The following is a 24,855-nucleotide window of genomic DNA, read 5'->3' on the forward strand; positions in this document are numbered from 1 at the left end:
CGGGACGCGGTGGCGTTCTGTTTACGGAACGTTTCGGGTATTCTCGCTCGGGTGACCATCACAGCACAATCCCGGCTGCAGCAACCCATCGTCGCGGGCATCGTCACCGCACTCGTCGGGTTCACGTCGTCGTTCGCGGTGGTCATCGCGGGTCTTCAGGCTGTCGGCGCCTCGCCGGAACAGGCGGCCTCGGGACTACTCGCGCTCACGGTTCTCTTCGGGCTCGGCATCATCGTGCTCTGTGTTCGGTCGCGCGCGCCTGTCACGCTCGCATGGTCGACTCCTGGCGCCGCCCTGCTCGCGAGCATGGGTGCCTCTTATCACGCGGGTTGGGCCGCCGCCGTCGGCGCGTTCGCGGTGGTCGGGGTGCTGATCGTGCTCACCGGACTGATACCGGTGCTCGGCGAGTTGATCTCGCGGATCCCGACAGCGATCGCCCAGGCGATGTTGGCCGGTGTGCTGCTCACGCTGTGTCTGGCCCCGATGCACTCGTTGGTCGCCGAGCCGCTGCTCACCGTCCCCGTGCTCGCGGTGTGGTTGATCGCGACGCGGTGGCTGCCGCGGTGGGCGTTGCCACTCACCTTGGCCACGGCGTTGCTGGTCATCGGGGCGTATGTCGCCGTGCGTGGAGCCGGCAGCACGACCACGGCCCATTGGCTTCCCACCCTGACGATCACGGTTCCGCACCTCGACGTCGGGGCGATCGTGGGCATCGCGGTGCCGCTGTACATCGTGACCATGGCGTCCCAGAACATCCCGGGCGTCGCGGTGCTCTCGTCGTTCGGGTACGCGACGCCGTGGCGCGCCGCGATGAGCGTCACGGGGATGGGGACGATCGTAGCGGCGCCGTTCGGCGGTCACGCGATCAACCTCGCCGCGCTGTCGGCGGCGCTGGCCGCAGGCGATGAGGCCGGACCTGACCGGTCGCGCCGATGGATCGCCGGTGTGTCCGCGGGAATCACGTACTTCGTCCTGGCGGGACTGTCCGGAACGCTGGTCACCATCGCGGCCATCGCCCCGGGCGGACTCGTGGAAGCCGTTGCCGGACTGGCGCTTCTGGGCACGTTCGCCGCGGCGATCGTCGGCGCCTTCACGGCGGTGCACACGCGCGTTCCCGCTGCGCTGACGTTCGTCGCCGCCGCCTCGGGCGTCACCTTCTTCGGGATCGGTGGCGCGTTCTGGGGATTGATGATCGGTCTGCTGGCGTATGCAGTGCTGAGAGGTCGATAGGAATGTTCAATCGCTCAGTGCGGCAACACGTTTCTTTTCCACCTCGAGGTCGAAGTCGGCCCGGGGCCAGGTGAGGTCGAGGCCCTCGAGCGCGTGGATGAGCAGTTCGCAGACCGCGAGTCGTGAGAACCACTTCCGGTCGGCCGGGATGAGGTACCAGGGCGCCGAATCGGTGTCGCAACGGTCGAAGATCGCTTGGTACGCCTCGAGATAGGAATCCCAGAAGGCGCGCTCGTCGATGTCACCGGGATTGTATTTCCAGTGCTTGTCTTCTCGTTCCAGGCGCTCGGTGAGGCGACTCTTCTGCTTGGACCTCGACACCACCAGGCAGCACTTGATGGTCGTGGTCCCCGACGCCACGAGGTCACGCTCGAACTGGTTGATGACCGCGTACCGGTTCTCCCACTCCGATCGCGGAACCAGATTGTGCACGCGAACCGGCAGCACGTCCTCGTAATGGGAGCGGTCGAAGATGCCGATCCGCCCGCCCGGCGGCAGCGCCTTGTGGATTCGCCAGAGAAAGTCATGCGACAGCTCTTCCGGTGTCGGCTTGCCGAAACCCTTGATGGACAGCCCCTGTGGGTCGACCATTCCGCCGACGTGGCGCACGATCCCGCCCTTACCCGCGGTGTCCATGCCCTGCAGGACCAGCAACACCGAGCGATGGTCGCCCGACCTCCCGTTGGCGTACAGGAGTTCCTGGAGGTCGGCGAGCACCTGGCCTCGTTCCGTCAGCAACTCCTCGCCGTCGTCCTTGTCGTCCGTGAAACCCGGTGTGGAGGACGGATCGAACTCGGCGATCGGCCCGGTCGCAGTGACCCGCAGCGCTTCGGCCGCCGGCGTCGCCCAGCCCGACTTCGTGTCGTGCTCACCCATGAACGTTCTGCTCCTTGATCACAGATGCGCGAGGCGGAAACAACGGCCCGCCGCCGAACGCGTCGCGATGGGAGTCCGGCGGGGTGCCGTCGTTGTTCGTGATGCCATACGCCGCACCGAGTTCGGCGGTCACCAGGGTATGCCCGTTGCGTTCGGCCAGGTCGGGGTCGTCGGCCAGCGCGGCGATGACACGTCCGACGAACTCGGGGTCCTCGGCCCGCTGTAGCGAAAACCCGGCGAACTCGTCGACTCCCAGTGAGAGCAGCAGTTCGGTCCGGATGAGGCCCAGCCACAGCGACACCGCGGTCACCCCGGTTCCGTGCAGCTCATGCCCCATGTCGAAGGCCATCTTGTCCAGACCGCTCTTGCTCATGCCGTACAGGACCGAATGCAGGTGTCCACGTGAGCCGAACGACGAGATCGACGCGATCAGTCCGGTGCCGCGATCGACCATCATCCGGGCCGCATGCACCGAAGCGACGTAGTGCGCTCGCAGACCCACGCCGATCAGCGTGTCCCAATCGTCGACCGGCCGCTCCCAGAAACGGTCGGAGAATCCGCCGAAACCCTTGGGCGCCGCCCAAGCGTTGTTGACCAGCAGATCGAGGCCGTCGGTGTTGCGTTCGAGGTGGGCGAAGACCTCCGCGACGGCGTCGTCGTCGGTGTGGTCGCACGCCAGTGCCGTCGCCCCGTCCGGGCCGGTCCCGTGCCGCGACGTCACGAAGACCGACCATCCCGCTTCGACGAGTGCGGTGGCGACGCCCTTCCCGACGCCGCGGCTGCCACCCGTGACCAGTGCGGTACGGCTCATTCGGTCTCCACGTCCTCGAGGTGCACGATGTTCTCGGAATCCGCCTTGCTGTCGGTGGTCGCGCGTGGGCGCGGAAGATCCGTCGGATCGGGGAGGGGTGGCGGCGCCGCCACGAACGCCTCGCGCGACCCGTTGACCGCGGCGATCCCGACGATCGAACTCCACGACAACATGGTCAGGTAGTCGATCAGGTCCGCGACCGGGATGGACCGGTCCGCCATCCACCAGTCCACGGCGCGCTGGATCGCCCCGACGAGGGCATTGGACCAGACCGCGGCGCCCGAGGTGTCGGCATCGCGCTCGGCCATCCGCATCACGAGCACATTGGTCATCAGTTGGGCCACCAGCTTCTCCGAGTCCGCGGTGGCCGCGGATGCCGGTGTGCCACTGAGCGCGAACTTGTACAGGTTGGGCTGGTCGGCGACCGCTTCCACGTAGACGCCGATGACGGTCCGGGTCAGCGTGTACTCGTCGACGTCGTCGGTGATCGCGTCGGTCAGGCTGGGGAGCAGCGTCGTCTCGAAGAACCGGACCGCAGTGGCCACGCCGAGGTCGTTTTTGTCGGAGAAGTACCGATAGAGCACGGTCTTGGACACCCCGATGTGGGTGGCGATCTCGTCCATCCCGACGTCGGGACCGAGGGTGCGGACCGCGTCCATCGTGCCGTCGATGAGTTCTGTGCGCCGGGCGGCCTTGTGCTTTTCCCACCGCTGGCGACGGCCGTCGGGCTTGTCGACTTGGTCGCCACCCGAACCCAACAACGCGTGTTCGAGGCCCCGGGTCACATTCGCGGCGGCGGCCACGGCGGCGCGAGCGGCAGCCGCGGGACTCGGGCGGTTGGGCATCACCTGGCTAGCGTAGTGGGTGGGGGGTAAAACTGGTCCAATGCCGCCAACAGTCATTTCGGACGTATCCGATCGGTCGGATGGTCCTGCCGCGGCGGGGCCGCCGCGGACGTCTCCCGGCTTCGGGGCCGACAGCGCGGGCGATCCTTCGCGTCGCCGTGACCTGCGCAGAATGAAGGCGGTTGCGACCGGGTTCCTCCTGCTCGCCGCCGTCATCTACCTGTTCACGCGCTATCTCGAGCACCGTGACGGCGTCGACGTCGCGGCCTGGGTGGGGTATGTCCGCGCGGCATCCGAGGCGGGCATGGTGGGTGCGCTCGCCGACTGGTTCGCGGTGACCGCGCTCTTCAAACACCCGCTCGGTCTGCCCATCCCGCACACCGCGCTGATCCGGAAGAAGAAGGACGACATCGGCGACCAGCTCGGTGGCTTCATCGAAGAGAACTTCATGACGCCGGAGGTGATCGAACACCGGGCCGAGAGCCTCGACCTCCCGCGCCGGCTGTCGTCGTGGTTCGCCGACCCCGTCAACGCGCCGCGGGTCTCCGACGAGGCGGCGCGGCTCATCTCGCTCGCCGCGGAGATGCTGCGCGACGAGGACATCGAGCAGCTGATCGAGCATGCGATCCGATGGGCGGGGGAGCCGGAGTGGGCGCAGCCGCTCGGCCGGATCCTCGAACAGCTCATCGCCGAGGACCGGCTCGAACCGGTGTTCCAGCTGGCCTGCGATCGCGCCCACGACTGGGCCCTCGGCAGCCAGGATCTGATCGATCGGGTGGTCGATCAGGACGTCGGGCCGTCGTGGAAGCCGAAGTTCGTCAACGTGCTGCTCGGTGACAAGATCTATCGGGAACTGGTCGACTTCACCTACAAGGTGAAGACCGATCCGCAGCATCAGCTGCGTCGGTCGATGCATCAGTTCGTCGAGCAGTTCGCCGACGACCTGCAGCACGATCCGGAGATGATCGCTCGGTTCGAGAACATCAAGCAGGAACTGATCGGGCGCGACGAGGTCTCCGATGCGGCGTCGACCGCGTGGAAGACCGGCAAGGCGGTCATCGAGCAGATGCTCACCGACCCGAACAGCACGCTGCGGAACTCGTTGTCGGATGCGGCGATCCGCCTGGCGATCCGGATTCGCGACGATCGTCCGTTGCAGGAGAAGATGAACGGCTGGGTGGTGCGCGCTGCCCGCCACATCGCTGCCAACTACTCCCAGGAGATCATCGCGGTGATCACCGAGACGGTGCGCGGTTGGGACGCCGACGACACCAGCCGGAAGATCGAGTTGCAGGTCGGACGTGACCTGCAGTTCATCCGGATCAACGGGACGGTCGTCGGCGCACTGGCCGGTCTCGCGATCTACACGGTGTCGGTACTGATCTTCGGTTAGCGGTTTGCTTGCACGTGCTAGCACACCCGGCCGATACTGATGAAGACGAAACGGGAGTGTGATGAAGCCGGTCGAGGACCCCGAGGATGCAGACGGCCAACAGCCGTCGGCCGAGGTGCCGTCGGTTGCGCCGCAAGACGTGGAGGATGACAGCAGCTCCGGTGGCGCGGTGGAAACCGTGGAGGCGGTGGCCACGGCCGCTCAGGATGCGGTTGCCACGGCGGCGCAGGACATCGGCGGATTCATCCGCACCCAGCGAATCGCCGCCGAGGTGTCGCTGCGGCAGCTCGCCGAACGCGCCGGCGTGAGCAATCCGTACCTGAGCCAGATCGAGCGGGGCCTGCGTAAGCCGTCTGCCGATGTCCTGGCCCAGATCGCGAAGGGTCTGCGCCTTTCCGCGGAGGTGCTGTACGTCCGGGCCGGAATCCTCGAGGAGCGTCCCGCCAGCCCGGTACGCGACGCGCTCCTCGCCGATGACTCGATCAGTGAACGTCAGAAGCAGATGCTGCTCGAGATCTATGAGTCGTTCAGGAGAGAGAACATCGACGTCAAGGAGTGAACATGCCGGAGAACCCACTGAACACGGTCATCGAGCAGGTGACCGCACTGCTCACCGACCTCCGCGAACGGAGTGAGGCGGCCGGGGAGGAGGCGCAGAAGCGTCTCGGCGATGCCCAGGCCATCGCGCAGAATCGAGTGGATGTGACCCGGGATTCGGCACTCTCATTGTTCGAGGATGCGCGGACGAAACTGTCGTCGTTGCCGGTCGAGATGCCGACCGAGATCGACGATCTGATCGCGCGATTCAGCCCGGAGGAACTCCGTAAGGTGGCCGAGGCATACCTGGCGGTGGCCGCAGGCCTGCTCACGGCGCTGTCCGAACGCGGCGAAGAAGTGGTCGAGAAGCTCAAGACGCAACCACTCGTCGAGGAGAACCTGCCCAAGCTGGAGAAGGTCTACAACGACGCCGTGGGGCTCACCGAGGATGCTCTCGGCACCATCTCCGGGCAGACCCGTGCGGTCGGCGAGCGGGCCGCATCATTGGCCGGTCTGGCGCCGGGGAAGGCCGACGAAGTGGTGCTCGACAAGCCGAAGGCTCCGGCGAAGAAGACTGCCGCGAAGAAGGCGCCGGCGAAGAAGTCGCCGGCGACGAAGGCCGCGGCCAAGAAGGCGGAGTCGGTCAAGGCTCCGGCCAAGAAGGCCGCTGCGAAAAAGGCTGCTGGTGAGAAGGCCGCTGCTGCGAATGTGCCGGCCAAGAAAGCTGCGGTGAAGAAGGCGGAGTCGGTCAAGGCGCCGGCGAAGAAGGCAGCCGCCAAGAAGACCGCCGCCAAGAAGACCGCCGCCACTAAGACTGCCGAAGCGTCGGCCACGAAGACGGCTGCCAAGAAGGCGGCTGCCAAGGCAACCGCCGCGAAAGCGCCGGCCAAGAAGACAACCGCGAAGAAGACAACCGCCAAGAAGACGACTGCCAAGAAGGCCGCGCCGCGACAGGCCTGATCGCTGTGCAGACGGTCTGAGGCGTTCGCCCGAATCGCGCAGTCCGTCGACATGTCTAAGCTGGTGTCGTGGACCTGATGAGTGTGATGGCCTACGGGCAGAACCTGATCCTGCTGCTGCTCACGTTGGTGGCCGGTATCGCGTCGGCGATTGCCCTGATCCACGCTGCGTTGCAGCGCAAGGATGCGTTCCCGGCCGTCGACCGACAGAGCAAGGTCATCTGGGTGTCGATCCTGGCAGCCGCAACGCTGTTCATCTGGTTGTTCGGCGCAGTCGGCTTCCTCGGCATCATCGGTGTGGTGGCGATGCTCGTCTACATCGTCGACGTGCGTCCTCGCGTCGATGACATCCAGGGCAAAAGGTGGTTCAGCAAGAAAGCCTGACGCCATGTGGTCGGCCGGTCGCTTAGGGCTGACGGTGGCTGACTGAATAGACTGGCGGCGTGGCCGAGTACCGGATCAACGACCTGGCGCAGGCGTCAGGGGTCAGCGTGCGGAACATCCGCGTCTACCAAGACCGCGGACTGTTGCCGCCGCCGACGATCCGCGGGCGGACCGGCTGGTACTCCGATGAGCACCTCGTTCGCCTGAATCTGATATCCCGCATGCTCGAGCGTGGGTACACCTTTGCCACCATCAGCGAGCTGCTGCAGGCCGCCCATCACGGGATGCGTGTCGAGCATGTGCTGCGCGGCGCGCCCAAGGGCGGTCGGTTCCGCAACTTCAAACGAGCTGCCACGATCACCATCACCGAACTGCGCAAGACCCTGAACGCCACCGACCGGTCGATCGCGCTGAGCCAGAAGCTCGGGCTGCTCGCCAAGGACGGTGCGCACTACGCGATCCGCAACCCCGAGCTGCTCGAGGGCGCGGAGACCCTGGTGAAAGCCGGCATCGACATCGACGTCCTGCTCGATCGGTGGGTGCGGGTCCAGGACGACCTCGAGGACGTGGCGAAGAGCTTCGTCTCGATCATCACCGACAAGTACTTCGACGAGAACCTACCGGACCTCGGCGAGGAGCAGGTGAGCAAGATGGCCGAGCTCATCCAGACGGTTCGGCCGATGGCCCACGAGATCGTCGAGACCACCTTCCGCAGAGCGCTCGACCAGCAGATCTCGGTGGCGATCGGCGAGGCCAGCACCTACTTCGACGCGTCCACCGCGGACGGTGACGTCGGCAACACCGAGTCCGATGCCGGCAACCTCGACCGCACCGCCGACGTTGACCACCCAGACATCGATGACATCGCCGACCCGGCACCGAGCGGGACAGATCGCTCCGACTGAGATCGGCCACGAGGGGGACGAGATGAAGAAACGAACAATCGCGCTGTCCGCGTTCGCCGCGGGCGCAGGGGTGGCCGCGGCCGGGATCGGCACCATCTTCGCCGGTCTGCTCCGCGACGCGTTCCGGGCCGAGCGCGCCGTCGACGACGGCCCCGACGACCTGCTGTCGGTGCCCGGCGTCGAGCCAGAACGCATCGCCGTCGAGTCGGTTGGCGGCGCGCGGCTCAACGTCGAACGGTACGGACCCACGGACGCCTCGGATTCCGAAGGCGACGTCGTCGTGATGGTGCACGGCTGGACCTGCAACATCGCGTACTGGTATCCGCAGATCAATCACCTCGCCGACACCCGCGAGGTGGTGGCCTACGACCAGCGGGGACACGGTCTGAGTCAACTCGGCCGGACTCGGCCCACGATCGCGATGCTGGGCCAGGACCTCGACGCGGTGCTGTCGCGCGTCGTGTCCGACGGTCGCCGCGTGGTTCTCGTCGGTCACAGCATGGGCGGCATGACGATCATGTCGTGGGCCGCGCAGTATCCGGAAAAGGTGGCGTCGTTGGTCTCCGGCGTCGTCCTCACCTCCACCGCGGCCAAGGCGGTCATGCAGAACCACCTGCTGATCCCGGTCGATCTGCCTCGCTATACGAAGCCGTTCGAGGCGGCGGTCGGCAAGCTGTTCACGTCGGCGCCGGTACCGCTCCCGCGAACCGGCCAGGGTTCCGTGCTCTCGCATTACATCGCGCTGGGACCAGGCGCGCGCAAAGCGCACGTCGACTTCGTGGACGCGATGATCATGGCCTGCCCGCCCCGATCGCGTGCCGGGTGGGGATCGGCGATGGGCAAGCTCGACGTGACCGCCGGTCTGGACGCACTACGAGTGCCCACGACCGTGGTCGTCGGCACTCATGATCGGCTCACCCCGCGCGTGCACGCCGAGCAGATGGCCGACGTGTTGCGCCGTAACGATGCTCTGCGTGACCTCGTCGTCTTGGAGGGCATCGGCCACATGTCGAGTATCGAGGCCGACGTCGCCTACAACGAGATGCTCGACGCCGTGCTGGCCGAGACAGCGCGGACCTCCAGTCCGGTCGGCTAGGGCAGAGGGGCCTCCACGCCTGCGGGGATGCGTCGCCACCCGGTCCGTGAGTAGGTCGAGCGTGCGGGGAGCGTCGCCACCCGGTCCCTGAGTAGGTCGAGCGTGCGGGGAGCGTCGCCACCCGGTCCCTGAGTAGGTCGAGCGTGCGGGGAGCGTCGCCACCCGGTCCCTGAGGAGGCCCGGAGCGCCAGCGGAGGGCCATCACGAAGGGCCGCCCTTCGTGACGCTTCGCTCCTCAGGGATCGGGGGGTGACGCTTCGCTCCTCAGGGATCGGGGTGACGCTTCGCTCCTCAGGGATCGGGGTGACGCTTCGCTCTTCAGGGATCGGGGGTGACGCTTCGCTCCTCAGGGATCGGGGTGACGCTTCGCTCTTCCCCTTCGAGACTCTCGCAGGCTTCGCTCCTCAGGGATCGGGGGGTGACGCCTCGCGAGGCTCCTCAGGGATCGGGAGATGCTTGCGAGGTGCGGTCAGAGCTCGCAGTTCACCAGGACCGGTTCGGGGTGCAGGCTCACGCCGAACGCCTGACGGACGCCGTCCCGGACGTCGCGCGCGAGATCGAGGAGTTCATCGGTGGTGGCGTCACCCCGATTCGTCAGTGCGAGAGTGTGTTTGGTCGACAATCGCACCGGCGAGTCCGGCCCGGGGTAGCCGCGCGCGTACCCCGCGCGTTCGATCAGCCATCCGGCCGAGAGCTTGAGCCCCTCGCCGGCCGGGTAGGTGGGGATGGTGATCCCACTCCCGACGCGATCGCGGATTCGATCCAGCGTATGTGCCGCATCCTCGGGTGCCAGTATCGGATTGGTGAAGAATGAACCCGCGCTCCAGGTGTCGTGGTCGGCGGGGTCGAGGACCATTCCTTTGCTCCGCCGCAGGGCGAGTACCTGCTCGCGCACCGCTGACCCGTCGGCCCGCTCGCCGGCCTCGACGTCGAGTGCCGTCGACAGTTCGCGGTATCGGATTGGCTGACTGGCGCGGTTGTCGTTGAGCCAGAAGGAAACCGCGACCACCACGTGGTCGTCACGGTGCTTGAGATTGCTGGTCCGGTAACCGAGGCCGAGTTCGTTCGGTGACACCCAGCGCAGGTCGCCGGAACGTCGATCAAGGACATGGACGCTGCGGAGCAGGTCGGCGACCTCCACCCCGTACGCACCGACGTTCTGCACCGGCGTCGCGCCGGCAGCGCCGGGGATGCCCGAAAGGCATTCCAGCCCACCGAATCCCGCATCGAGTGTGGTCGCGACGAGTTCATCCCAGTTGACGCCGGCGTCCGCGGTCACGTGCGCGCGGCCCGATTCGCGACCGGTGCCGAAGTCGATGCGAGAGCTCTCGATGACGACGGCGGTGCCGTCGAAGCCCTCGTCGGCGATCACCAGATTGGAACCCCCGCCGATCACCAGGGTGCGTTCCCCGGACTCGTCCAGTGCGGAGATCTCGTCGACCAGGTCACGGGTACGCGGGCAGCGGATGATCGCACGCGCGGGCCCGCCGAGACGCAGCGTGGTCAACGACGACAGCCGGGTGTCCGGGGCCGGCGGAGCGCTGGGGTTCGACGCTGAGTCGGTCACCCGAGTAACCGTAGCCGCTGTCAGCGGCTCGGGTAATCTCCCCCTCATGGCCAGCAAGATGGAGCACGACGTGTCCTATCCCTTCTCGGTATCGCGGCTCTGGGAGGTGCTGTCGACCGAACAGTACTGGCGTGACCTGCTCGAGGCGATCAACTCGAGCCACGGCAAACTCGAATCGTTCGAAGCGTCGGGTGACACGATCACGGTGGCCATGCAGCAGGGCGTGCCCGCCGAGAAGCTGCCGTCCGTGGTCTCCAAGGTCCTCAACGGCGACGCGCAGATCCCGCGTCGCAGCACGTTCCGCCTCGCCGGGGACCAGATCACCGGTGAGATCACCGCGACGGTGGCCGGCGCTCCGGCGAAGGTCAACGGACGACTCGTGACCAGCGGCGACCCGGCCACGACGCGCTACACCGCCGACGTCGACGTCAGCGTGCCCTTCGTCGGCGGCAAGATCGAGAAGGCCATCATCGACCAACTCATCGAACTCCTCGACGCCGAACACGAGCAGACCGTGACGTGGGAGGCATCACACCGCTAGCCCTTGCGCGGGGCATCTCGCCTGGTGGCGACTTGGGTCGCCGACGTGTGCTCACGTAGCCTGTTCGACATGGCACGACGGCTCAGCTACTCGGCGCGCTTCACCCATCCCGCAGAAACGCTCTACAAGGCGCAGAGCACCCGACAGTACTGGGACGACATGATGGCGGGATTCCAGATGATCTCGCCACACTGCGAGGTCGAGAATTTCGTCTCCGACGAAACCGGATTGCGCGTCGTGCTCAAGCAGACGATCGGGCGCGACCAGCTTCCCGCGTTGGCCCAGACGGTCCTGATGAAGGACATGGTCATCACGCGGGAGGAATCGTTCGGTCCGTACGATCCCGACAACACCAAGGGCAACTACAACGCGTCGATCCCGGCCGGTCCGGGCAGCCTGCAGGGCTGGCAGGAACTCTTCCCCACCGAGACCGGCTGCACGATCCGCAAGACCACCGAGGTCAAGGTGTTCATCCCGTTCGTCAATGGGAAGCTCGAGCAGTTGATGCTCGTCAACCTCGTCGACCTCTTCCGCGCCGAGGCGGAGTACGCGGCCGACTGGGTCAAGAAGAACCTGTAGCCGCAGTACCAGGGTGGTGCGCTCTCGCCCCTCGGGCCGGATCACCCGGGGCACCACGAACATCAACCGGCTGCGCCGGGTGGATCGGTGGATGGCGCACAGCCCGGCGGTCATGGCCGCGCTCACCACCTCGCCGCGCCCGCTCGTCATCGATCTCGGCTACGGTGCGCGCCCGGACACCGCCGTCGAGATGGCTCGACGCTTGCGCGCGGTGGCACCCGGTCTGGAGATGGTGGGCCTCGAGATCGACCCCGAGCGTCTCGTCGACCCCCGCGATGGCGTCCGGTTCGCCCTGGGCGGCTTCGAGTTGGCCGGGCTGACCGCGAACCTGGTGCGGGCTTTCAATGTGTTGCGCCAGTACGACGAGACCGAAGTCGGCGACGCCTGGTCGCAGATGCAACGCGGACTCGCACCGGGCGGACTGATCGTCGAGGGCACCTGCGACGAGATCGGCCGCCGCTGCTGTTGGATCGTGCTGGACGCCGCCGCGCCCCGGACACTGACATTGAGCTGGTCACCCGAGCACACCGAACGGCCGTCCGACCTCGCCGAACGCCTCCCCAAGGCCCTCATTCACCGCAACGTGCCCGGTGAACGGGTTCATCGACTGCTGGGCCAGGCCGACCGCTGCTGGGACGTCGCCGCGACCCACGCGTCGTTCGGACCCCGCATCCGCTGGCGGCGGGCGCTGACACTGCTGCGTGAGCAGGGAGTCGACGTCGCGATGCCGCGAGGCCGCAGCGTCGACAACGTGCTCACCGTGCCGTGGTCGGAGGTCGCACCGCGGTAGCAGGTCCGCGCGGCAGAGTCCGAGCGGTCGGATGCCCAGCCGTCGACCGAACAGCCGTCGACCGATCGGCCGTCATTCAGTCGTTCGTATGGTTGTCAGCACCTTCGCGGTCATTACCCTGGGTGCCATGCGAATCGCGATGGCGCAGATCACGTCGGGTACCGACCCGGCCGCCAACCTCGAACTGGTCGACTCGGCCGCGGCAGAGGCGGCTGCCGGTGGTGCTGAGCTGGTGGTGTTCCCCGAGGCCACCATGTGCCGGTTCGGTGTCCCGCTCGGTCCCGTCGCCGAACCGTTGGACGGCCCATGGGCATCAGGGGTGTCGGCCATCGCCTCGCGCCATGGCCTCACCGTCGTCGCCGGGATGTTCACCCCCGACGGGGACCGCGTCCGAAACACCCTGGTCATCGCCGCGCCGGACGGAACGAGGACGTCTTACGACAAGATTCACCTCTACGACGCGTTCGGATTCAGCGAGTCGCGGACCGTCGCACCCGGCGACGAGCCGGTCACCTTCACCGTCGGCGACGTCACCGTCGGCGTGGCGACCTGTTATGACATCCGGTTCCCGGCTCTGTTCACCGAACTCGCCAGGCGCGGAGCCGAGCTCATCGTGGTGCCCGCGTCCTGGGGCGCCGGGCCGGGCAAGGTGCACCAGTGGGAGGTGCTGGCCACTGCGCGGGCGCTCGATTCGACCTGCTTCGTCGCGGCCGTCGGGCAGGCGGTGCCCACCGATCCGTCGGTACGGGAGTCCTCGGCACCCACTGGAACAGGTCACAGCCAACTCACAGATCCCGTGGGTAGCGTGGTCGCCGCATACGACGACGGCGTACAGGTCGGGGTTCACGATGTCGATGTGAACGTCGTGACCAAGGCACGCAAAGCCCTGGCCGTACTGGACAACCAGCGGCCAATTCCACAGGTCTCGGCACCGATCACCAACTGAGGACCTCACGACATGACCGACAACGAGCACACCGACAAACCCGGCGGCGGCAGCGAACAGCAGCCTGACACCTCCGGTGAGCACACGGCGAAGTTCGACCCCGCCCCCACCGACGAGTCCCCGCGTGCCTACTCCCAGGTCCCGCGGACCGAGACGGCACAATTCGAGCCGGGACATACCGGCGGATTCCCGCCGTCCGACGGTTTCGAGCCGATCCCCACGGGCGCCCAACCGGGCGTCGTCTCATCATCGCCCGCGCGGCGCAACACCGGAAAGATCATCGCCGGCGTCTCCGCCGCGGTGGTGTTGCTGCTGGTCATCGCGGCGGTCGGCAGCGAACTCTACCTGCGCAACAAGGCCACCGACTGCATGCAGAGCGCCTTCTCCGACCTCACCGGCACCGAGACGACCGTGTCGTTGAGCCGCAAACCGATGCTGCTGCAGGGCCTCGGCAACGACATCCCGTTCGTCCAGATCGACACCGCCGACAAACCCGGCGAGATGCGCCTGCATGCGCGGGCGGAGGACATCAAGGGTGACGGCGACAGTTCCACCATCCGCTCCCTCGTCGGCACCGGCTACGTGCCCTTCGACCGCGTCGTCGCGATGAGCAAGTCGGCCACCACGGGTGCGGATTCGCCGGCGGCCGGCAACAGCGCCTCGGGTGCCGCGGGTCTGATGAGCAACGCCAGCATCGAGTCGATCACCGGGAACGCCGCCGACGGCACGATCGAGGTCGACTCGGCGGTCCACCTGGCCTTCCTCCCGATCCCCGTGTCGACGACGATCCGTCCGGTACTGCAGGACGGGCGGGTCCACTTCGATGTGGTGAAGGCCAACGCGTTCATCTTCGGCATCCCGTCGGACTTCGCGCAGCAGGTTGTCGACAGTGTCTCCGATTCGATGTTCGGCAAGTTCTTCGACGAGGTCACCGTCAAGAATCTCACGGTCACCGACCAGGGCGTGGACTTCGCGGTGGACGGCCAGAACGTGCGGCTCGATGGTCAGGTGACGGGCGGATCGGACTCCTGTTCGGCCGCGTGAGGCGGCCGGGATCGGCACTGTCGGCCCCGGACCTGCGGTGACTCCCGCGTCCAACGATCGTCGGTACGCTGGTGGATGTCCGATTTGCCGGTCTGGCGAAAAGCTCTTGTTCGTGATGGGTCACCCCTCGGAGCTGCGCGAGATGTCAGGTGAGGTGTTAGGTCAACGGAGGAGAAGATGAGCGCACTGATCCTGATCGCTCTCGTGGTACTGGTCGTCGTCGGCATCGTGGTGGTGTCACAGCAACGATCGGGCGCGAATGCCGTGCGGGAACTCGACGACGCCAAGGCCGACGCCCGGCAGGCGATCGAGCGTCTGGGCGGCCAGGTGTTCATGCTGGTCGGCGACGGCCCCGCCTCGAAGCAGGCGCTTGCCGACGCCGGTGAGCGGTACACGGCCGCCGGGTCGCAGATCGAGCAGGCCGCGTCCCCGGCTCAGGCGCGGCTGGCCAAGCAGACCGCCATCGAAGGCCTTTACTACATCCGGGCTGCGCGTACCGCGATGAATCTCGATCCCGGACCGATGATCCCGGAACTCGACGGCCAGAAGAGCGCGGGCGCGGTCACCGAGGACCGTACTGTCGAATTCGAGGGCCGTCAGGTCGAGGCGTCGCCCGGCCCGTCATCGCGGACCCCGAACTACTACCCGGGTGGCCGTGTCGCGGGCCGGCCGGTGCCGGCCGGCTGGTATTCCGAGCCCTGGTGGAAGCCTGCCCTGGTGGCCGGCGCGTGGGGTATCGGGTCGATGTTCCTGTTCTCGGCGCTCTTCTCCGGCATGTCCGGGGTCGGCTATGACGCGAATGCCTTCGAAAGTGGTGCCGGCGACGGCTCCGACGCCGGTGCCCTCGATGGCGGGGACGGCGGCGGCGATGCCGGCGATGGTGGAGGTGACGGCGGCGACTTCGGCGGAGACGGTGGCGACGGCGGCGGTGGCTTCTTTGACGGCGGCGGCGATGGCGGTGGCTTCTTCGATGGCGGCGGAGACTTCGGCGGCTTCGACTTCTGAGTTCGCGGGCCCGACCCCGGAGCGTTCAGGGGGCCGGTAGCCCGCCGACAGAACCCAAGATCTCGCCGACAGAACCCAAGATCCTGCCGACAGAACCCAAGATCCTGCCGACAGAACCCAAGATCCTGCCGACAGAACCAAGATCCCGCCGACAGAACCCGGAAACGCGCCGAGAGAACCCGGAAACGCGCCGACAGAATCTCGATCGCGTCGAGCAGCCCCGGGGTCGGCCTCCGGTCTAGGTGAAGACCACCGTCTTGCGCCCGTGGACCAGGACACGATCCTCCAGGTGCCAGCGCAGCCCGCGAGAGAGCACCATCGTCTCGATGTCGCGGCCTTGGCGCACCATGTCGGCGACCGTGTCACCGTGGTCGACGCGGATCACATCCTGTTCGATGATCGGTCCGGCGTCGAGATCGGCGGTCACGTAGTGGCAGGTCGCTCCGATGAGTTTCACTCCGCGCGCGAACGCCTGGTGATATGGGCGGGCGCCGACGAAACTCGGCAGGAAGCTGTGGTGAATGTTGATCGCCCGACCGGCCCACGCCTCGCACACCTGCGGCGGCAGGATCTGCATGAACCGCGCCAGCACGACGGCGTCGGGGGAGTAGCCGTCGACGATGCGCGCCACCTCGTCGAACGCCTGGGCCTTCCGATCCGCCGGGAAGGGAACGTGATGGAACGGCACAGCGAAGCGTGTCACGAGGTCTTCCAGGTCGCGGTGGTTGCCGATCACCGCGGACACCGTCGCGGGTAGCTCACCGCGATGCGCGCGGCCGAGGAGATCCACCAGGCAGTGGCTTTCCTTGCTCACCAGCAGCACCACCGATTTCTCGGCGCCGGTGTCGGTCAGCCGCCATTCGGTGGCGGGTCCGATCTCGGCCGCGACCTCGTCGGCGAATCGCGCACGCATCTCGTCCAGGTCGATCGCGATGGAACCCGCACGAACCGTCTGTCGGGTGAAGAACCACCCGGTCTCCTCGTCGGAGTGGTAGCCGGCCTCGGTGATCCAGCCACCGATCTCCGCGAGAAACCCGGAGATGCGGGCCACGATGCCCGTCCGGTCGGGGCACCCGAGCGTGAGCACGTATCGACGTTCGGGGTCGGCCGGCGGTGATGGGGTCGCTGCCGGGGATGTCGATGCCGAAGATGTCGTCGCCGAGGAAGTTGCTGCCGAGGTCGGCTCTGGTGCTGCCACGTCTGTCAGTGTGCCAAGCTCGTCTGTGTGATCACCACCGACCTGACCCGACGCGACGTCGCGGCCCTCATCGACCACACGTTGCTCAAGCCCGAGGCGACCCGTGCCGCCGCCGAGGCCACTGTTGCCGAGGCGGCGGAGCTCGGTGTGTACGCGGTGTGCCTCTCGCCGTCGATGCTGCCCATCGACACCGGTGTCCAGAAGACCTGCGTGGTTGCCGGGTTCCCGTCCGGCAAGCACCACTCGCTGGTCAAGGCAGCCGAGGCGCGGCTGGCCGTGGACAGCGGCGCCGATGAGATCGACATGGTCATCGATGTGGGGGCGGCCGTCGACGGTCGGTTCGACGAGGTGTTCGCCGACGTCCTGACCGTCCGTGAGGCCATCGGTGACGTCCTGCTCAAGGTCATCATCGAATCCGCGGCACTACTGGAATTCGCCGGGCCGGACACGGTCACCGAGGTGTGTCGCCGGGCGGTGCAGGGTGGTGCATCGATGGTGAAGACATCCACCGGTTTCCATCCGTCCGGGGGCGCCAGCGTGGAGGCCGTCCGTCTCATGCGCGCCGCCGTCGGAGACCGGGTGGGCGTGAAGGCCAGTGGTGGCATCCGGACAGCGGAGTTCGCCGCCGACCTGCTCGCAGCGGGCGCAACCCGACTCGGTCTGTCCTCGTCGCGCGCCGTGCTCGACGGGTTCGCCGAGTAGCGCGGCTACCCGGACATGCTCGTCTGCCGTGCCTCGACCGCCGCGCGGGTGTCCTCGGTGATCAGATCCATGTTGATCGCCGCGCCGGCACTGACCCCGGCGCCCATCGAGACGGGGACCGTTGCCGACAGGTCCGCGACGTTGCCGGCCGCCCAGACGCCCGCGACGTCCGTCATGCCCATCGGGCCGGTCGGGACATGGCTGCCGCCCATCGGGTGGTCGGCGAGTGTGCCGCCCAACTGGGTGTAGAGCTCGGACCGTACGACGAATCGTGGCGCCACCACGAGCGCATCGCGCTGGTATGCGGTGCCGTCGGTCAGGACCACCGTCCGCAGCGTGCCGTCGGCGATGTCGAGTCGTTCGACCGGACCGTCGACGACTCTGATGTTCAGAGCCGAGAACTGTTCGGACTCATCAGGTCCGAGGGGTGGCATCGCGTGCGTGAAGAAGGTTACGTCGTCGCTGAGTTGGCGGAACATCAGCGTCTGATGCACCGACATCGGACCGGTGCCGAGTACGCCGATGCGCCGACCCCGTACCTCCCATCCGTGGCAGTACGGGCAATGCAGCACCGACCAGCCCCAGAGTTCCTGTACGCCTGGCACCTCAGGTAATTCGTCGACGAGCCCGGAGGCGATGAGGATGCGCCGAGCGATGACCGTGGTGCCGTCGGCGAGAGACAACACGAAGTGGCCGTTGGCTTCCCGGGAAGCGTCGACGACGTGTCCGGGCCGGATATCGACTCCATAGGCTCGCGCCTCCGCCCGGCCCTTCTCGAGCAGTTCGAGCGGCGAGATGCCCTCCTGCCCGAGCACGTTGTGCGCGCCCTCGGCGGGGGCGTTGCGCGGATGCCCGGCATCGAGAACCACCACCGACCGCAGGGAGCGGCCGAGTGTGGTGGCCGCGCTCAGGCCGGCGGGACCACCACCGACAATGGCGACGTCGATGACATCGGAGTCGAAGTTCTTGTTGTGCATGGGTTTTCCTCCAGAGTCGGGTGGACGAATCAGGGCCGCCGGGCGATCCAGGCGATGCGGCGGGCGCGCACGATCAGGTCGTCGCGGGTGTGCAGGGAAGACGGATGATCGTCGGACAGCAGCTCGTCGACGACGGCGCGATCGGCCGGCGACATCTGCTCGGACAGCGCGTCGCGCACGCGGGTCAACCAGGTGGCGGCGTAGTCCGCCGCCTTCGGCGGTGCAGGCAGATCGGTGACGATGTCGAGGGTTTCGACCACCTCGTAGCCCGCTGCCGCGATCGTCGACGACCAATCCGGATGTGAGTTCCAGCCCTGTGCCTCGACCGTGTCGTGGAGGCGTTGCTCCACAACGCCTTCGGGCGAATCCGGCGGCAGGAACATCGGTAGATCCTCGATCTCGATGACTGTCAGCACCCCGCCTGCACGCTGGGCCCGGTGGGTGGACCGCAGCAAGGCCTCGGGATCGGCGAAGTGGTGCATCGTCGATGACGCCCACACGACATCGATGTCGGTGAGGTCTGCGGGAAGTGCTGCATCGAGGTCGGCGACCACGGTGCGGACGCGGTCGCCGAATCCGGCATCACGCGCCGCGGTCGAGACCCGATCAAGAAGGTCGGTCGCGTTGTCGAGTGCCATCACCTGGGCCGTCGGGAATCGACGCGCCAGAGCAAGAGTCCCGGTGCCGGTTCCGGAGCCCAGATCAGCGATGGTTCGCGGGTCTGCAGCCAATGTGTTGATTCGATCGGATACCTCATCGAGGTAGTGGCCGGTCACCGCTGCGTCGAGGTCCAGCAGGGTGGCCATGTGCTCGGCGTCGGGCTGCTCGAGACCGTGTTGCGGGCCGCCGTGCTGATGTGGACCGTGCTGATGTGGACCGTGATGGTCGGCGTGCTGGTGCTGCGAGTGTGCTTGATGTGCGTTTGCTTGATGCTCGTCGTGTCGATCCAAATGGTCATGCCCTGTCATGACAACAACGGTAGCGGGGCCATGCGTAGGACGCATATAGTCTTGCGTATGGAGCAAGAAATCGATGCTGTGGTCCGCCAGCGCATCCGGGGTCTGCGGCTCGCCAAGGGGTGGACGCTGGATTCGTTGGCCACTCGGTGTTTTCTCAGTCCGTCGACCTTGAGCCGGATCGAGACCGGTCATCGGCGCGTCGCGTTGGATCAGTTGGTGCCCATCGCGCGTGCGCTCGGCACGTCACTTGATCAGCTCGTCGAGCCGGTGGGGGACGAGGACGTCGTCATCCGGCCGGAACCGCACTCATCAGAGGGGATGACGATCTGGCTGTTGTCCCGGGAGGGCACTCCCGGTGGGGTGACCGTGGCCAAGATGCGGGTCACGCCCGAGCACCGTGTGGATCCCGACAACCTCGGCGTGCACCCCGGACGGGAGTGGTTCACCGTCATCTCCGGAACGATCAGGCTCTTTCTCGGAGATCGGGTGATCGCCGTGCCCCCTGGTCAGGCCGCGGAATTCTCGACGATGACCCCTCATGGCATGACCGCCGTCGACGGCCCCGCCGAGATCGTGTCGATCTTCGATCACGACGGTGAGCGTGCGCATCTGCCCGGATGAGTTCCTGCGGTGCGTGGCGGCCTCGGATTCGGCAACCTCAGATGGGGTCGATGCCAGGGACGTCACAGCCCGCACCCAGCGTTTTGCAGGGGATGGTCGGTATTCTGGGGACTGTTATGAGCGCCCAACCTCCCATCACCCGCCGAACCATTCTGGCGGCGGCCGGTCTCGGCGCCGTCGGAGCCGCCGTCGCTGCCTGTTCCAGCGGCGGCACGTCATCCGATGACGCGGGCCCCAAGCAGGCGACCGTCAAGATCGTCTACACGCCCGATCTGAACTCCGACGACGCGCCCAACCCGACAGATACCTTCTCGGTCAAGGCCGACAACGGCCAGCTCAACCCGGACATCAAGTTGGTGAACGCGAACGGCAAGGTCGTCGCCGGGACGATGTCGGACGACCGGAAGACCTTCACGATCAGCGAGCCGCTCGGATACGGCGCCCAGTACACGTGGCAGGGCAGCGCGACCGGCTCGGATCGATTGACCGCGCCGGTCGAGGGGTCGTTCACCACGCTCGAACCCGATTCGCAGACCAATGTCGTGGTCAACATCGGAGACGGTCAGGAGGTCGGCATTGCTGCGCCGATCATCCTCAAGTTCGACGCCACCGTCGAGGACAAGGAAGCGGTGGAAAAGGCGCTGAAGGTGACCACCGATCCGGAGACCGAGGGTGCCTGGGCGTGGCTCGGTGAGGACAACGGATCGCGGGTTCACTGGCGGACCAAGGAGTATTGGGCGCCCGGCACCAAGGTGCACGTGGACGCCAAACTCTACGGTGTCGACTATGGTGGCGGGGCGTACGGCGCCGCGGATGTGACCAGTGACTTCGCCATCGGGCGATCGCAGATTGTCAAGGCGGAGGCGTCATCCCATCAGATTGTGGTGGTTCGCGACGGCGGAGTCCTGATGACCCTTCCGTGCAGCTACGGCGAAGGTGACCTCGACCGCAACGTCACGCGGTCGGGCATCCATGTGGTCACCGAGAAGTACGAGGACTTCTACATGAGCAACCCCGCCGCGGGGTACTTCAATGTTCGTGAACGCTGGGCGGTCCGGATCTCCAACAACGGCGAGTTCATCCATGCGAATCCAGAAACCATTGGCGTGCAAGGGTCGTCGAATGTGACGAACGGCTGTATCAATTTGTCTCTGGAAAACGCGCAGCGCTACTTCGAGAGTGCCGTCTACGGCGATCCGGTTGAGGTCACCGGGACCCGAATCCCGCTGTCCGAGGCTGACGGCGATATCTTCGACTGGATCTTCGACTGGTCGAGCTGGACGGGAATGTCGGCGATCAAGGGAGATCCGTCGCAGGTTACTGCGCCGGCAACCCCGTCGGGCGCGCCGACCTCCAACGCGCCTGCGCCGGCCCCGGCCGGCTGAAACCCGTTGCGGCCCAATCGTACAAGGACTCCACCACCCGCTCGCTGAGGAGCCTTCAGGCTTGCGAGGGTGCGTCACCACCCGCTCCCTGAGGCCTGAGGAGCCTCCGAGCTTGCGAGGGTGTGAACTCACCGGTCCCTGAGGAGCCTCCGAGCTTGCGAGGGTGTGAACTCACCGGTCCCTGAGGAGCCTCCGAGCTTGCGAGGATGCGTCACGAAGGGCGGCCCTTCGTGACGGTCCTCCGCTAGCGCTCCGGACCTCCTCAGGGAGCGGTGGGTACGGTCCTCCGCTAGCGCTCCGGACCTCCTCAGGGAGCGGTGGGTACGGTCCTCCGCTGGCGCTCCGGACCTCCTCAGGGAGCGGTGGGTACGGTCCTCCGCTCGCGCTCCGGACCTCCCCGGGGATCGGGGATGGCGGGTCTTTCGCTAGCGCTCCGGACCTCCTCGGGGATCGGGGCGTAGCCCGCAGATTTCAGCGAGCATCACGACGGGACCTCAGAGAACGAACTCGGAAACCGACAGGACAGCAACAACATCAGCTCGTCATCGAAAGAAAACGCCCGCATGTGAATCACCTGAATACAAACAGCCATCGACAAGAAGAGCTGGTCGGCGGCACGAGGGTCTCGATACGCACGCTCGCACGCTCGCGGGCTACTCGACCAGCGTGACATCGCCTCCTGCCCAGCAAGTGTTGGTAATCGACTCCTCGAACAGGGCTGCCCGCTAGCCCGTCTTGATGTTGCGTCGCGCCGACGCCTGGTCGCGCGGCTTGATGATGATCTGATCGAGGTCGACGTGCGGCGGCCGGGACGCGACGAAACCGATCACCTCGGCGACATCATCGGCCGACAGCGGGGTCAGGCCCTCGTAGACCGCGTCGGCACGTTCCTTGTCGCCCTCGAATCGCACCAGGGAGAAGTCGGTTTCGACCATACCCGGGGCGATTTCGGTGAGCCGTACGGGCTTTCCGAGGAGCTCGTAGCGCAGGGTCCGGTGCATCACGCCCTGCGCGTGCTTGGCCGAGGTGTATCCCGAGCCGTTGTCGTAGGCCTCGAGTGCGGCGATGGAGGTTATGGTCACGATGAGTCCATCACCCGATCCGATCAACGCGGGCAGCAGCGCCTTGGTCATGCGGAGCGTGCCCAGAACGTTGGTCTCCCACATCCACCGCCAGTCGTCGAGATCCGCGGTGGCCACCGGGTCGAGCCCCTTGGCGCCGCCGGCGTTGTTGACCAGTACGTGGACGGTGTCGAGGCCGGAGACGAACGCCGCCACCGAGTCCTCGTCGGTCACGTCCAGATGACGCCCGGTTCCGCCGATCTCTGCGGCGAGTTTGTCGACCTGCTCGGTCCGACGTGCGCCGAGCACGACGTGATATCCCTGACCTGCCAATTGGCGTGCCGTCGCGGCGCCGATCCCCGAACTCGCACCGGTGACGACCGCAACCTTCTGCTCCGCTGTGCTGCTCATGGGTTCAGCTTAGCGACGTGACACCATTGCTAAATTCGTTCCATGACGATGACCGGAGTCGTGCCTGCGGCACTGCAGGTCGGATCGACTCCGGCGGCCGCGGTACTCCAGGCGATCCGAGTCGGCGGTCCGGTCACACGCGACCACCTTTCGACAGCCACCACGCTGTCGCCGGCCACCATCAACCGTCAGGTGACGGCGCTGTCCCGGCTGGGCCTGGTGGTGGAGCGGCCAGATCTGGTCGATCCCGGTGGCATCGGCCGTCCGAAGAACCCGTTGACCCTCGATCGTGACAAACTGTGCGTCGCGGGGATGCACATCGGCGCGCACCGTACGCTGCTGGCGATCGCCGATCTCGGCGGGCGCACCCTGTACAGCCATGCCGTCGCGACCCCGCACGATGCCGCCTCGGTGGGTGATCTGTGTCGTCAATTGCGTGACCTCGCAGGCCGTTTCAGTGGTCGTCGGCTGCTCTGGGGCGGTGTCGCGTCCGGTGGTGTGGTCGACGCGACGACCGGTTGCATCGACCATCCGGTGCTCGGCTGGCAGCGCGTGCCGGTCGGTTCCACCTTGGCCGCGGAGCTGGGCGTCCCGGTGTCGGTTTGTGAACACGTGCAGGCGATGGCGGCCGCGGAACTGCTGCTGACCTTCCCGCGTGAATCTGATGTCACCGGGCTCTTCTTCTACGCCCGTGAAACCGTCGGCATGGCAATGTCGGTGGACGGCAAGGTCCTGATGCCCCTGCACGGCGCCGGCTCCATCGCCCATCTCCCGGTCGTCGCCCCACACCTCGCACCAGGCGGGAGGGCCGTCCTGCAAGAGGTGATCGGCCGAGGGCCGGCCCACCTCGCGGCGCAGCGACTCGGGGTCGAGGACGACGCGTCGGTGATCGTCGATGAGCGGGCCGAGGTTCTCGGCGGCGTTGTCGCGATGATGCGTGATGTGCTCAACCCGGATGCCGTCGTGGTCGCCGGCGACGCCTTCGCTGCTCACCGCGACGGGCTCGCCCCGGTGCAGGCGGCGTTCGACGCGGCCACCACGAACAGGCGCCCGTTGGAGATCACCCCGTCGCGGTTCGGAATTCGGGTGCAGGAGAGCGCTGCAGTGGTGGTCGCCCTCAGCGTGATCTACGCGGATCCGATCGCGGCGACCGCGGCCGGCTGACCGCCGGTCCAGGTCATGTCACCGAACGGACGGTCATCACCTACCGTTAGGGGCATGAGCACACCCCCACGTGAAGTCGCGGCCACCCTCGAGGTCAGCGTGACTGCTCCCACGGAACTGGAAATGCAGATCGCCGTGGCGAAACTCCCCGGACTGACGATGACCGAATCGCTGACCGTCACTGTGGATGGCAAGACCGTGGTACCCGAAGAGATCATCGGTGAGCACAGCAGCCGTATTCACCGTCTGCAGGTCGAGTCAGGGTTGGTCGCGATCGAGTACTCCGCGGACATCACCACGCCGGCAGACCCCATCGACGTCGAGGCGAAAGACCGCTCGATCTACCTGCGGCCAAGCCGGTATGCGGAGTGCGACAAGTTCTTCGGCTTCGCGGCGGGTCAGTTCGACCTCGACCTGCCACCCGGGGACCTCCTGGTCGCGGTGACCACGTTCGTCGAGGATCGCCTCAGCTACATCCCCGGGGCGAGCGACCCGATCGACGGGGCGGCGGACACGTTGCTCGCGGGCGCCGGGGTGTGCCGTGACTACGCGCATCTCGTGGTGGCGCTGCTGCGGGCGCTGAACATTCCCGCCCGACTTGTCGCGGTGTACGCGCCCGGCTGCGACCCGATGGATTTCCACGCCGTGGCCGAGGCGCTCATCGACGGCGAATGGGTGGTCGTCGATGCCACGGGGCTGGCGCCCAGGCAGAGCCTGGTCCGGATCTCGACCGGACGCGACGCCGCCGACACGGCCTTCCTGGACAATCATCAGGGCACGATCAACCTGGATTCCTACCAGGTCACCGCTATCGTGCGCGGAGATCTGCCTACCGACACCGGAAAAGAGCGGCTCCGCATAGGCTGACA

The 24,855-nt window shown here is 66.8% G+C and carries 26 protein-coding genes; 18 read left to right on the forward strand and 8 right to left on the reverse strand.

Going from position 1 to position 24,855, the window contains the following annotated elements; translation table 11 throughout:
- Positions 1–51 precede the first annotated feature (51 nt).
- Positions 52–1,230, forward strand: a complete 1,179-nt coding sequence (locus ACVT6V_RS08105) for a benzoate/H(+) symporter BenE family transporter (protein WP_489899294.1) — start codon at positions 52–54, stop codon at positions 1,228–1,230.
- Positions 1,231–1,236: 6 nt separating this feature from the next.
- Here the strand turns inward: ACVT6V_RS08105 and ACVT6V_RS08110 are convergent, their stop codons facing one another.
- Genes ACVT6V_RS08110 through ACVT6V_RS08120 form a run of 3 tightly spaced genes read right to left on the reverse strand, consistent with a single transcriptional unit; the run spans position 1,237 to position 3,762 of the window.
- On the reverse strand, positions 1,237–2,106 hold the full coding sequence (locus tag ACVT6V_RS08110; protein WP_489899295.1) for a polyphosphate kinase 2 family protein: 870 nt from the start codon (positions 2,104–2,106) through the stop codon (positions 1,237–1,239).
- Complete coding sequence (locus tag ACVT6V_RS08115) at positions 2,099–2,917, reverse strand: SDR family NAD(P)-dependent oxidoreductase (protein WP_489899296.1); 819 nt, start codon at positions 2,915–2,917, stop codon at positions 2,099–2,101. The genes ACVT6V_RS08110 and ACVT6V_RS08115 overlap by 8 nt, the downstream gene beginning before the upstream one ends.
- Positions 2,914–3,762, reverse strand: a complete 849-nt coding sequence (locus ACVT6V_RS08120) for a TetR/AcrR family transcriptional regulator (protein ID WP_489900745.1) — start codon at positions 3,760–3,762, stop codon at positions 2,914–2,916. The genes ACVT6V_RS08115 and ACVT6V_RS08120 overlap by 4 nt, the downstream gene beginning before the upstream one ends.
- Before the next feature lie 40 nt (positions 3,763–3,802).
- Between ACVT6V_RS08120 and ACVT6V_RS08125 the strand changes: the two genes are divergently transcribed.
- The 6 genes from ACVT6V_RS08125 (at position 3,803) to ACVT6V_RS08150 (ending at position 9,036) form a co-directional block, all read left to right on the forward strand.
- Positions 3,803–5,155 (forward strand): DUF445 domain-containing protein, encoded by a 1,353-nt coding sequence (locus ACVT6V_RS08125; protein WP_489899297.1) that lies wholly within the window; start codon positions 3,803–3,805, stop codon positions 5,153–5,155.
- A gap of 61 nt (positions 5,156–5,216) precedes the next feature.
- Positions 5,217–5,714 (forward strand): helix-turn-helix domain-containing protein, encoded by a 498-nt coding sequence (locus ACVT6V_RS08130; protein ID WP_489899298.1) that lies wholly within the window; start codon positions 5,217–5,219, stop codon positions 5,712–5,714.
- Positions 5,715–5,716: 2 nt separating this feature from the next.
- A complete protein-coding gene (locus ACVT6V_RS08135) occupies positions 5,717–6,652 on the forward strand; it encodes a heparin-binding hemagglutinin (protein WP_489899299.1) in 936 nt (311 codons plus the stop codon).
- Between the two features lie 77 nt (positions 6,653–6,729).
- The gene (locus ACVT6V_RS08140; protein ID WP_489900746.1) at positions 6,730–7,035 is read left to right on the forward strand and encodes a DUF2516 family protein; all 306 of its coding nucleotides are present in this window, start codon (positions 6,730–6,732) and stop codon (positions 7,033–7,035) included.
- Positions 7,036–7,094: 59 nt separating this feature from the next.
- Positions 7,095–7,940, forward strand: a complete 846-nt coding sequence (locus ACVT6V_RS08145; protein ID WP_489899300.1) for a MerR family transcriptional regulator — start codon at positions 7,095–7,097, stop codon at positions 7,938–7,940.
- A gap of 22 nt (positions 7,941–7,962) precedes the next feature.
- Positions 7,963–9,036: an alpha/beta fold hydrolase gene (locus ACVT6V_RS08150; protein WP_489899301.1), complete on the forward strand. Its 1,074-nt coding sequence runs from the start codon at positions 7,963–7,965 to the stop codon at positions 9,034–9,036.
- A gap of 469 nt (positions 9,037–9,505) precedes the next feature.
- On the opposite strand, the gene ACVT6V_RS08155 is transcribed toward ACVT6V_RS08150, so the two are convergent.
- Positions 9,506–10,603, reverse strand: a complete 1,098-nt coding sequence (locus ACVT6V_RS08155; protein WP_489899302.1) for a UDP-N-acetylmuramate dehydrogenase — start codon at positions 10,601–10,603, stop codon at positions 9,506–9,508.
- Positions 10,604–10,649: 46 nt separating this feature from the next.
- On the opposite strand from ACVT6V_RS08155, the gene ACVT6V_RS08160 reads away from it, so the two are divergent.
- The 6 genes from ACVT6V_RS08160 (at position 10,650) to ACVT6V_RS08185 (ending at position 15,508) form a co-directional block, all read left to right on the forward strand.
- Positions 10,650–11,144: a DUF2505 domain-containing protein gene (locus ACVT6V_RS08160; protein WP_489899303.1), complete on the forward strand. Its 495-nt coding sequence runs from the start codon at positions 10,650–10,652 to the stop codon at positions 11,142–11,144.
- A 69-nt stretch (positions 11,145–11,213) separates the two neighbouring features.
- Entirely contained in the window at positions 11,214–11,723 is a 510-nt protein-coding gene (locus ACVT6V_RS08165; protein ID WP_489899304.1) for a DUF2505 domain-containing protein, read from the forward strand.
- A gap of 40 nt (positions 11,724–11,763) precedes the next feature.
- Entirely contained in the window at positions 11,764–12,513 is a 750-nt protein-coding gene (locus ACVT6V_RS08170) for a class I SAM-dependent methyltransferase (RefSeq protein ID WP_489900747.1), read from the forward strand.
- Positions 12,514–12,640: 127 nt separating this feature from the next.
- Positions 12,641–13,459 (forward strand): carbon-nitrogen hydrolase family protein, encoded by an 819-nt coding sequence (locus tag ACVT6V_RS08175; RefSeq protein WP_489899305.1) that lies wholly within the window; start codon positions 12,641–12,643, stop codon positions 13,457–13,459.
- 12 nt (positions 13,460–13,471) lie between these two features.
- Positions 13,472–14,503 (forward strand): LmeA family phospholipid-binding protein, encoded by a 1,032-nt coding sequence (locus ACVT6V_RS08180; protein WP_489899306.1) that lies wholly within the window; start codon positions 13,472–13,474, stop codon positions 14,501–14,503.
- Positions 14,504–14,680: 177 nt separating this feature from the next.
- A complete protein-coding gene (locus ACVT6V_RS08185) occupies positions 14,681–15,508 on the forward strand; it encodes a DUF1542 domain-containing protein (protein ID WP_489899307.1) in 828 nt (275 codons plus the stop codon).
- Positions 15,509–15,746: 238 nt separating this feature from the next.
- On the opposite strand, the gene purU is transcribed toward ACVT6V_RS08185, so the two are convergent.
- A complete protein-coding gene (gene purU, locus ACVT6V_RS08190; protein WP_489900748.1) occupies positions 15,747–16,595 on the reverse strand; it encodes a formyltetrahydrofolate deformylase in 849 nt (282 codons plus the stop codon).
- A 138-nt stretch (positions 16,596–16,733) separates the two neighbouring features.
- Between purU and deoC the strand changes: the two genes are divergently transcribed.
- Positions 16,734–17,408, forward strand: coding sequence for a deoxyribose-phosphate aldolase (gene deoC / locus ACVT6V_RS08195; RefSeq protein ID WP_489899308.1), 675 nt, complete (start codon positions 16,734–16,736; stop codon positions 17,406–17,408).
- A 5-nt stretch (positions 17,409–17,413) separates the two neighbouring features.
- Here the strand turns inward: deoC and ACVT6V_RS08200 are convergent, their stop codons facing one another.
- Positions 17,414–18,385: an NAD(P)/FAD-dependent oxidoreductase gene (locus ACVT6V_RS08200; protein WP_489899309.1), complete on the reverse strand. Its 972-nt coding sequence runs from the start codon at positions 18,383–18,385 to the stop codon at positions 17,414–17,416.
- Between the two features lie 29 nt (positions 18,386–18,414).
- Positions 18,415–19,353, reverse strand: coding sequence for a methyltransferase domain-containing protein (locus tag ACVT6V_RS08205; RefSeq protein WP_489899310.1), 939 nt, complete (start codon positions 19,351–19,353; stop codon positions 18,415–18,417).
- 48 nt (positions 19,354–19,401) lie between these two features.
- On the opposite strand from ACVT6V_RS08205, the gene ACVT6V_RS08210 reads away from it, so the two are divergent.
- Both ACVT6V_RS08210 and ACVT6V_RS08215 read left to right on the forward strand, forming a co-directional pair.
- On the forward strand, positions 19,402–19,965 hold the full coding sequence (locus ACVT6V_RS08210) for a helix-turn-helix domain-containing protein (protein ID WP_489899311.1): 564 nt from the start codon (positions 19,402–19,404) through the stop codon (positions 19,963–19,965).
- A 116-nt stretch (positions 19,966–20,081) separates the two neighbouring features.
- Positions 20,082–21,350 (forward strand): L,D-transpeptidase, encoded by a 1,269-nt coding sequence (locus ACVT6V_RS08215; protein WP_489899312.1) that lies wholly within the window; start codon positions 20,082–20,084, stop codon positions 21,348–21,350.
- A gap of 725 nt (positions 21,351–22,075) precedes the next feature.
- On the opposite strand, the gene ACVT6V_RS08220 is transcribed toward ACVT6V_RS08215, so the two are convergent.
- On the reverse strand, positions 22,076–22,822 hold the full coding sequence (locus ACVT6V_RS08220; protein ID WP_489899313.1) for an SDR family NAD(P)-dependent oxidoreductase: 747 nt from the start codon (positions 22,820–22,822) through the stop codon (positions 22,076–22,078).
- A 48-nt stretch (positions 22,823–22,870) separates the two neighbouring features.
- On the opposite strand from ACVT6V_RS08220, the gene ACVT6V_RS08225 reads away from it, so the two are divergent.
- Both ACVT6V_RS08225 and ACVT6V_RS08230 read left to right on the forward strand, forming a co-directional pair.
- Positions 22,871–23,986: an ROK family protein gene (locus tag ACVT6V_RS08225; RefSeq protein WP_489900749.1), complete on the forward strand. Its 1,116-nt coding sequence runs from the start codon at positions 22,871–22,873 to the stop codon at positions 23,984–23,986.
- A gap of 54 nt (positions 23,987–24,040) precedes the next feature.
- Positions 24,041–24,853: a transglutaminase-like domain-containing protein gene (locus ACVT6V_RS08230; RefSeq protein WP_489899314.1), complete on the forward strand. Its 813-nt coding sequence runs from the start codon at positions 24,041–24,043 to the stop codon at positions 24,851–24,853.
- The last annotated feature ends 2 nt before the right edge of the window (positions 24,854–24,855 follow it).

The organism is Gordonia sp. LMA167 (assembly GCF_058130025.1).

Bases quoted from the DNA above. Each gene is read 5' to 3' on its own strand.
- ACVT6V_RS08110 (WP_489899295.1), bottom strand. From the start codon at position 2,106: ATGGGTGAGCACGACACGAAGTCGGGCTGGGCGACGCCGGCGGCCGAA.
- ACVT6V_RS08115 (WP_489899296.1), bottom strand. From the start codon at position 2,917: ATGAGCCGTACCGCACTGGTCACGGGTGGCAGCCGCGGCGTCGGGAAG.
- ACVT6V_RS08120 (WP_489900745.1), bottom strand. From the start codon at position 3,762: ATGCCCAACCGCCCGAGTCCCGCGGCTGCCGCTCGCGCCGCCGTGGCC.
- ACVT6V_RS08125 (WP_489899297.1), top strand. From the start codon at position 3,803: ATGCCGCCAACAGTCATTTCGGACGTATCCGATCGGTCGGATGGTCCT.
- ACVT6V_RS08130 (WP_489899298.1), top strand. From the start codon at position 5,217: ATGAAGCCGGTCGAGGACCCCGAGGATGCAGACGGCCAACAGCCGTCG.
- ACVT6V_RS08135 (WP_489899299.1), top strand. From the start codon at position 5,717: ATGCCGGAGAACCCACTGAACACGGTCATCGAGCAGGTGACCGCACTG.
- ACVT6V_RS08140 (WP_489900746.1), top strand. From the start codon at position 6,730: ATGAGTGTGATGGCCTACGGGCAGAACCTGATCCTGCTGCTGCTCACG.
- ACVT6V_RS08150 (WP_489899301.1), top strand. From the start codon at position 7,963: ATGAAGAAACGAACAATCGCGCTGTCCGCGTTCGCCGCGGGCGCAGGG.
- ACVT6V_RS08160 (WP_489899303.1), top strand. From the start codon at position 10,650: ATGGCCAGCAAGATGGAGCACGACGTGTCCTATCCCTTCTCGGTATCG.
- ACVT6V_RS08165 (WP_489899304.1), top strand. From the start codon at position 11,214: ATGGCACGACGGCTCAGCTACTCGGCGCGCTTCACCCATCCCGCAGAA.
- ACVT6V_RS08175 (WP_489899305.1), top strand. From the start codon at position 12,641: ATGCGAATCGCGATGGCGCAGATCACGTCGGGTACCGACCCGGCCGCC.
- ACVT6V_RS08180 (WP_489899306.1), top strand. From the start codon at position 13,472: ATGACCGACAACGAGCACACCGACAAACCCGGCGGCGGCAGCGAACAG.
- ACVT6V_RS08185 (WP_489899307.1), top strand. From the start codon at position 14,681: ATGAGCGCACTGATCCTGATCGCTCTCGTGGTACTGGTCGTCGTCGGC.
- ACVT6V_RS08200 (WP_489899309.1), bottom strand. From the start codon at position 18,385: ATGCACAACAAGAACTTCGACTCCGATGTCATCGACGTCGCCATTGTC.
- ACVT6V_RS08205 (WP_489899310.1), bottom strand. From the start codon at position 19,353: ATGACAGGGCATGACCATTTGGATCGACACGACGAGCATCAAGCAAAC.
- ACVT6V_RS08210 (WP_489899311.1), top strand. From the start codon at position 19,402: ATGGAGCAAGAAATCGATGCTGTGGTCCGCCAGCGCATCCGGGGTCTG.
- ACVT6V_RS08215 (WP_489899312.1), top strand. From the start codon at position 20,082: ATGAGCGCCCAACCTCCCATCACCCGCCGAACCATTCTGGCGGCGGCC.
- ACVT6V_RS08220 (WP_489899313.1), bottom strand. From the start codon at position 22,822: ATGAGCAGCACAGCGGAGCAGAAGGTTGCGGTCGTCACCGGTGCGAGT.
- ACVT6V_RS08225 (WP_489900749.1), top strand. From the start codon at position 22,871: ATGACCGGAGTCGTGCCTGCGGCACTGCAGGTCGGATCGACTCCGGCG.
- ACVT6V_RS08230 (WP_489899314.1), top strand. From the start codon at position 24,041: ATGAGCACACCCCCACGTGAAGTCGCGGCCACCCTCGAGGTCAGCGTG.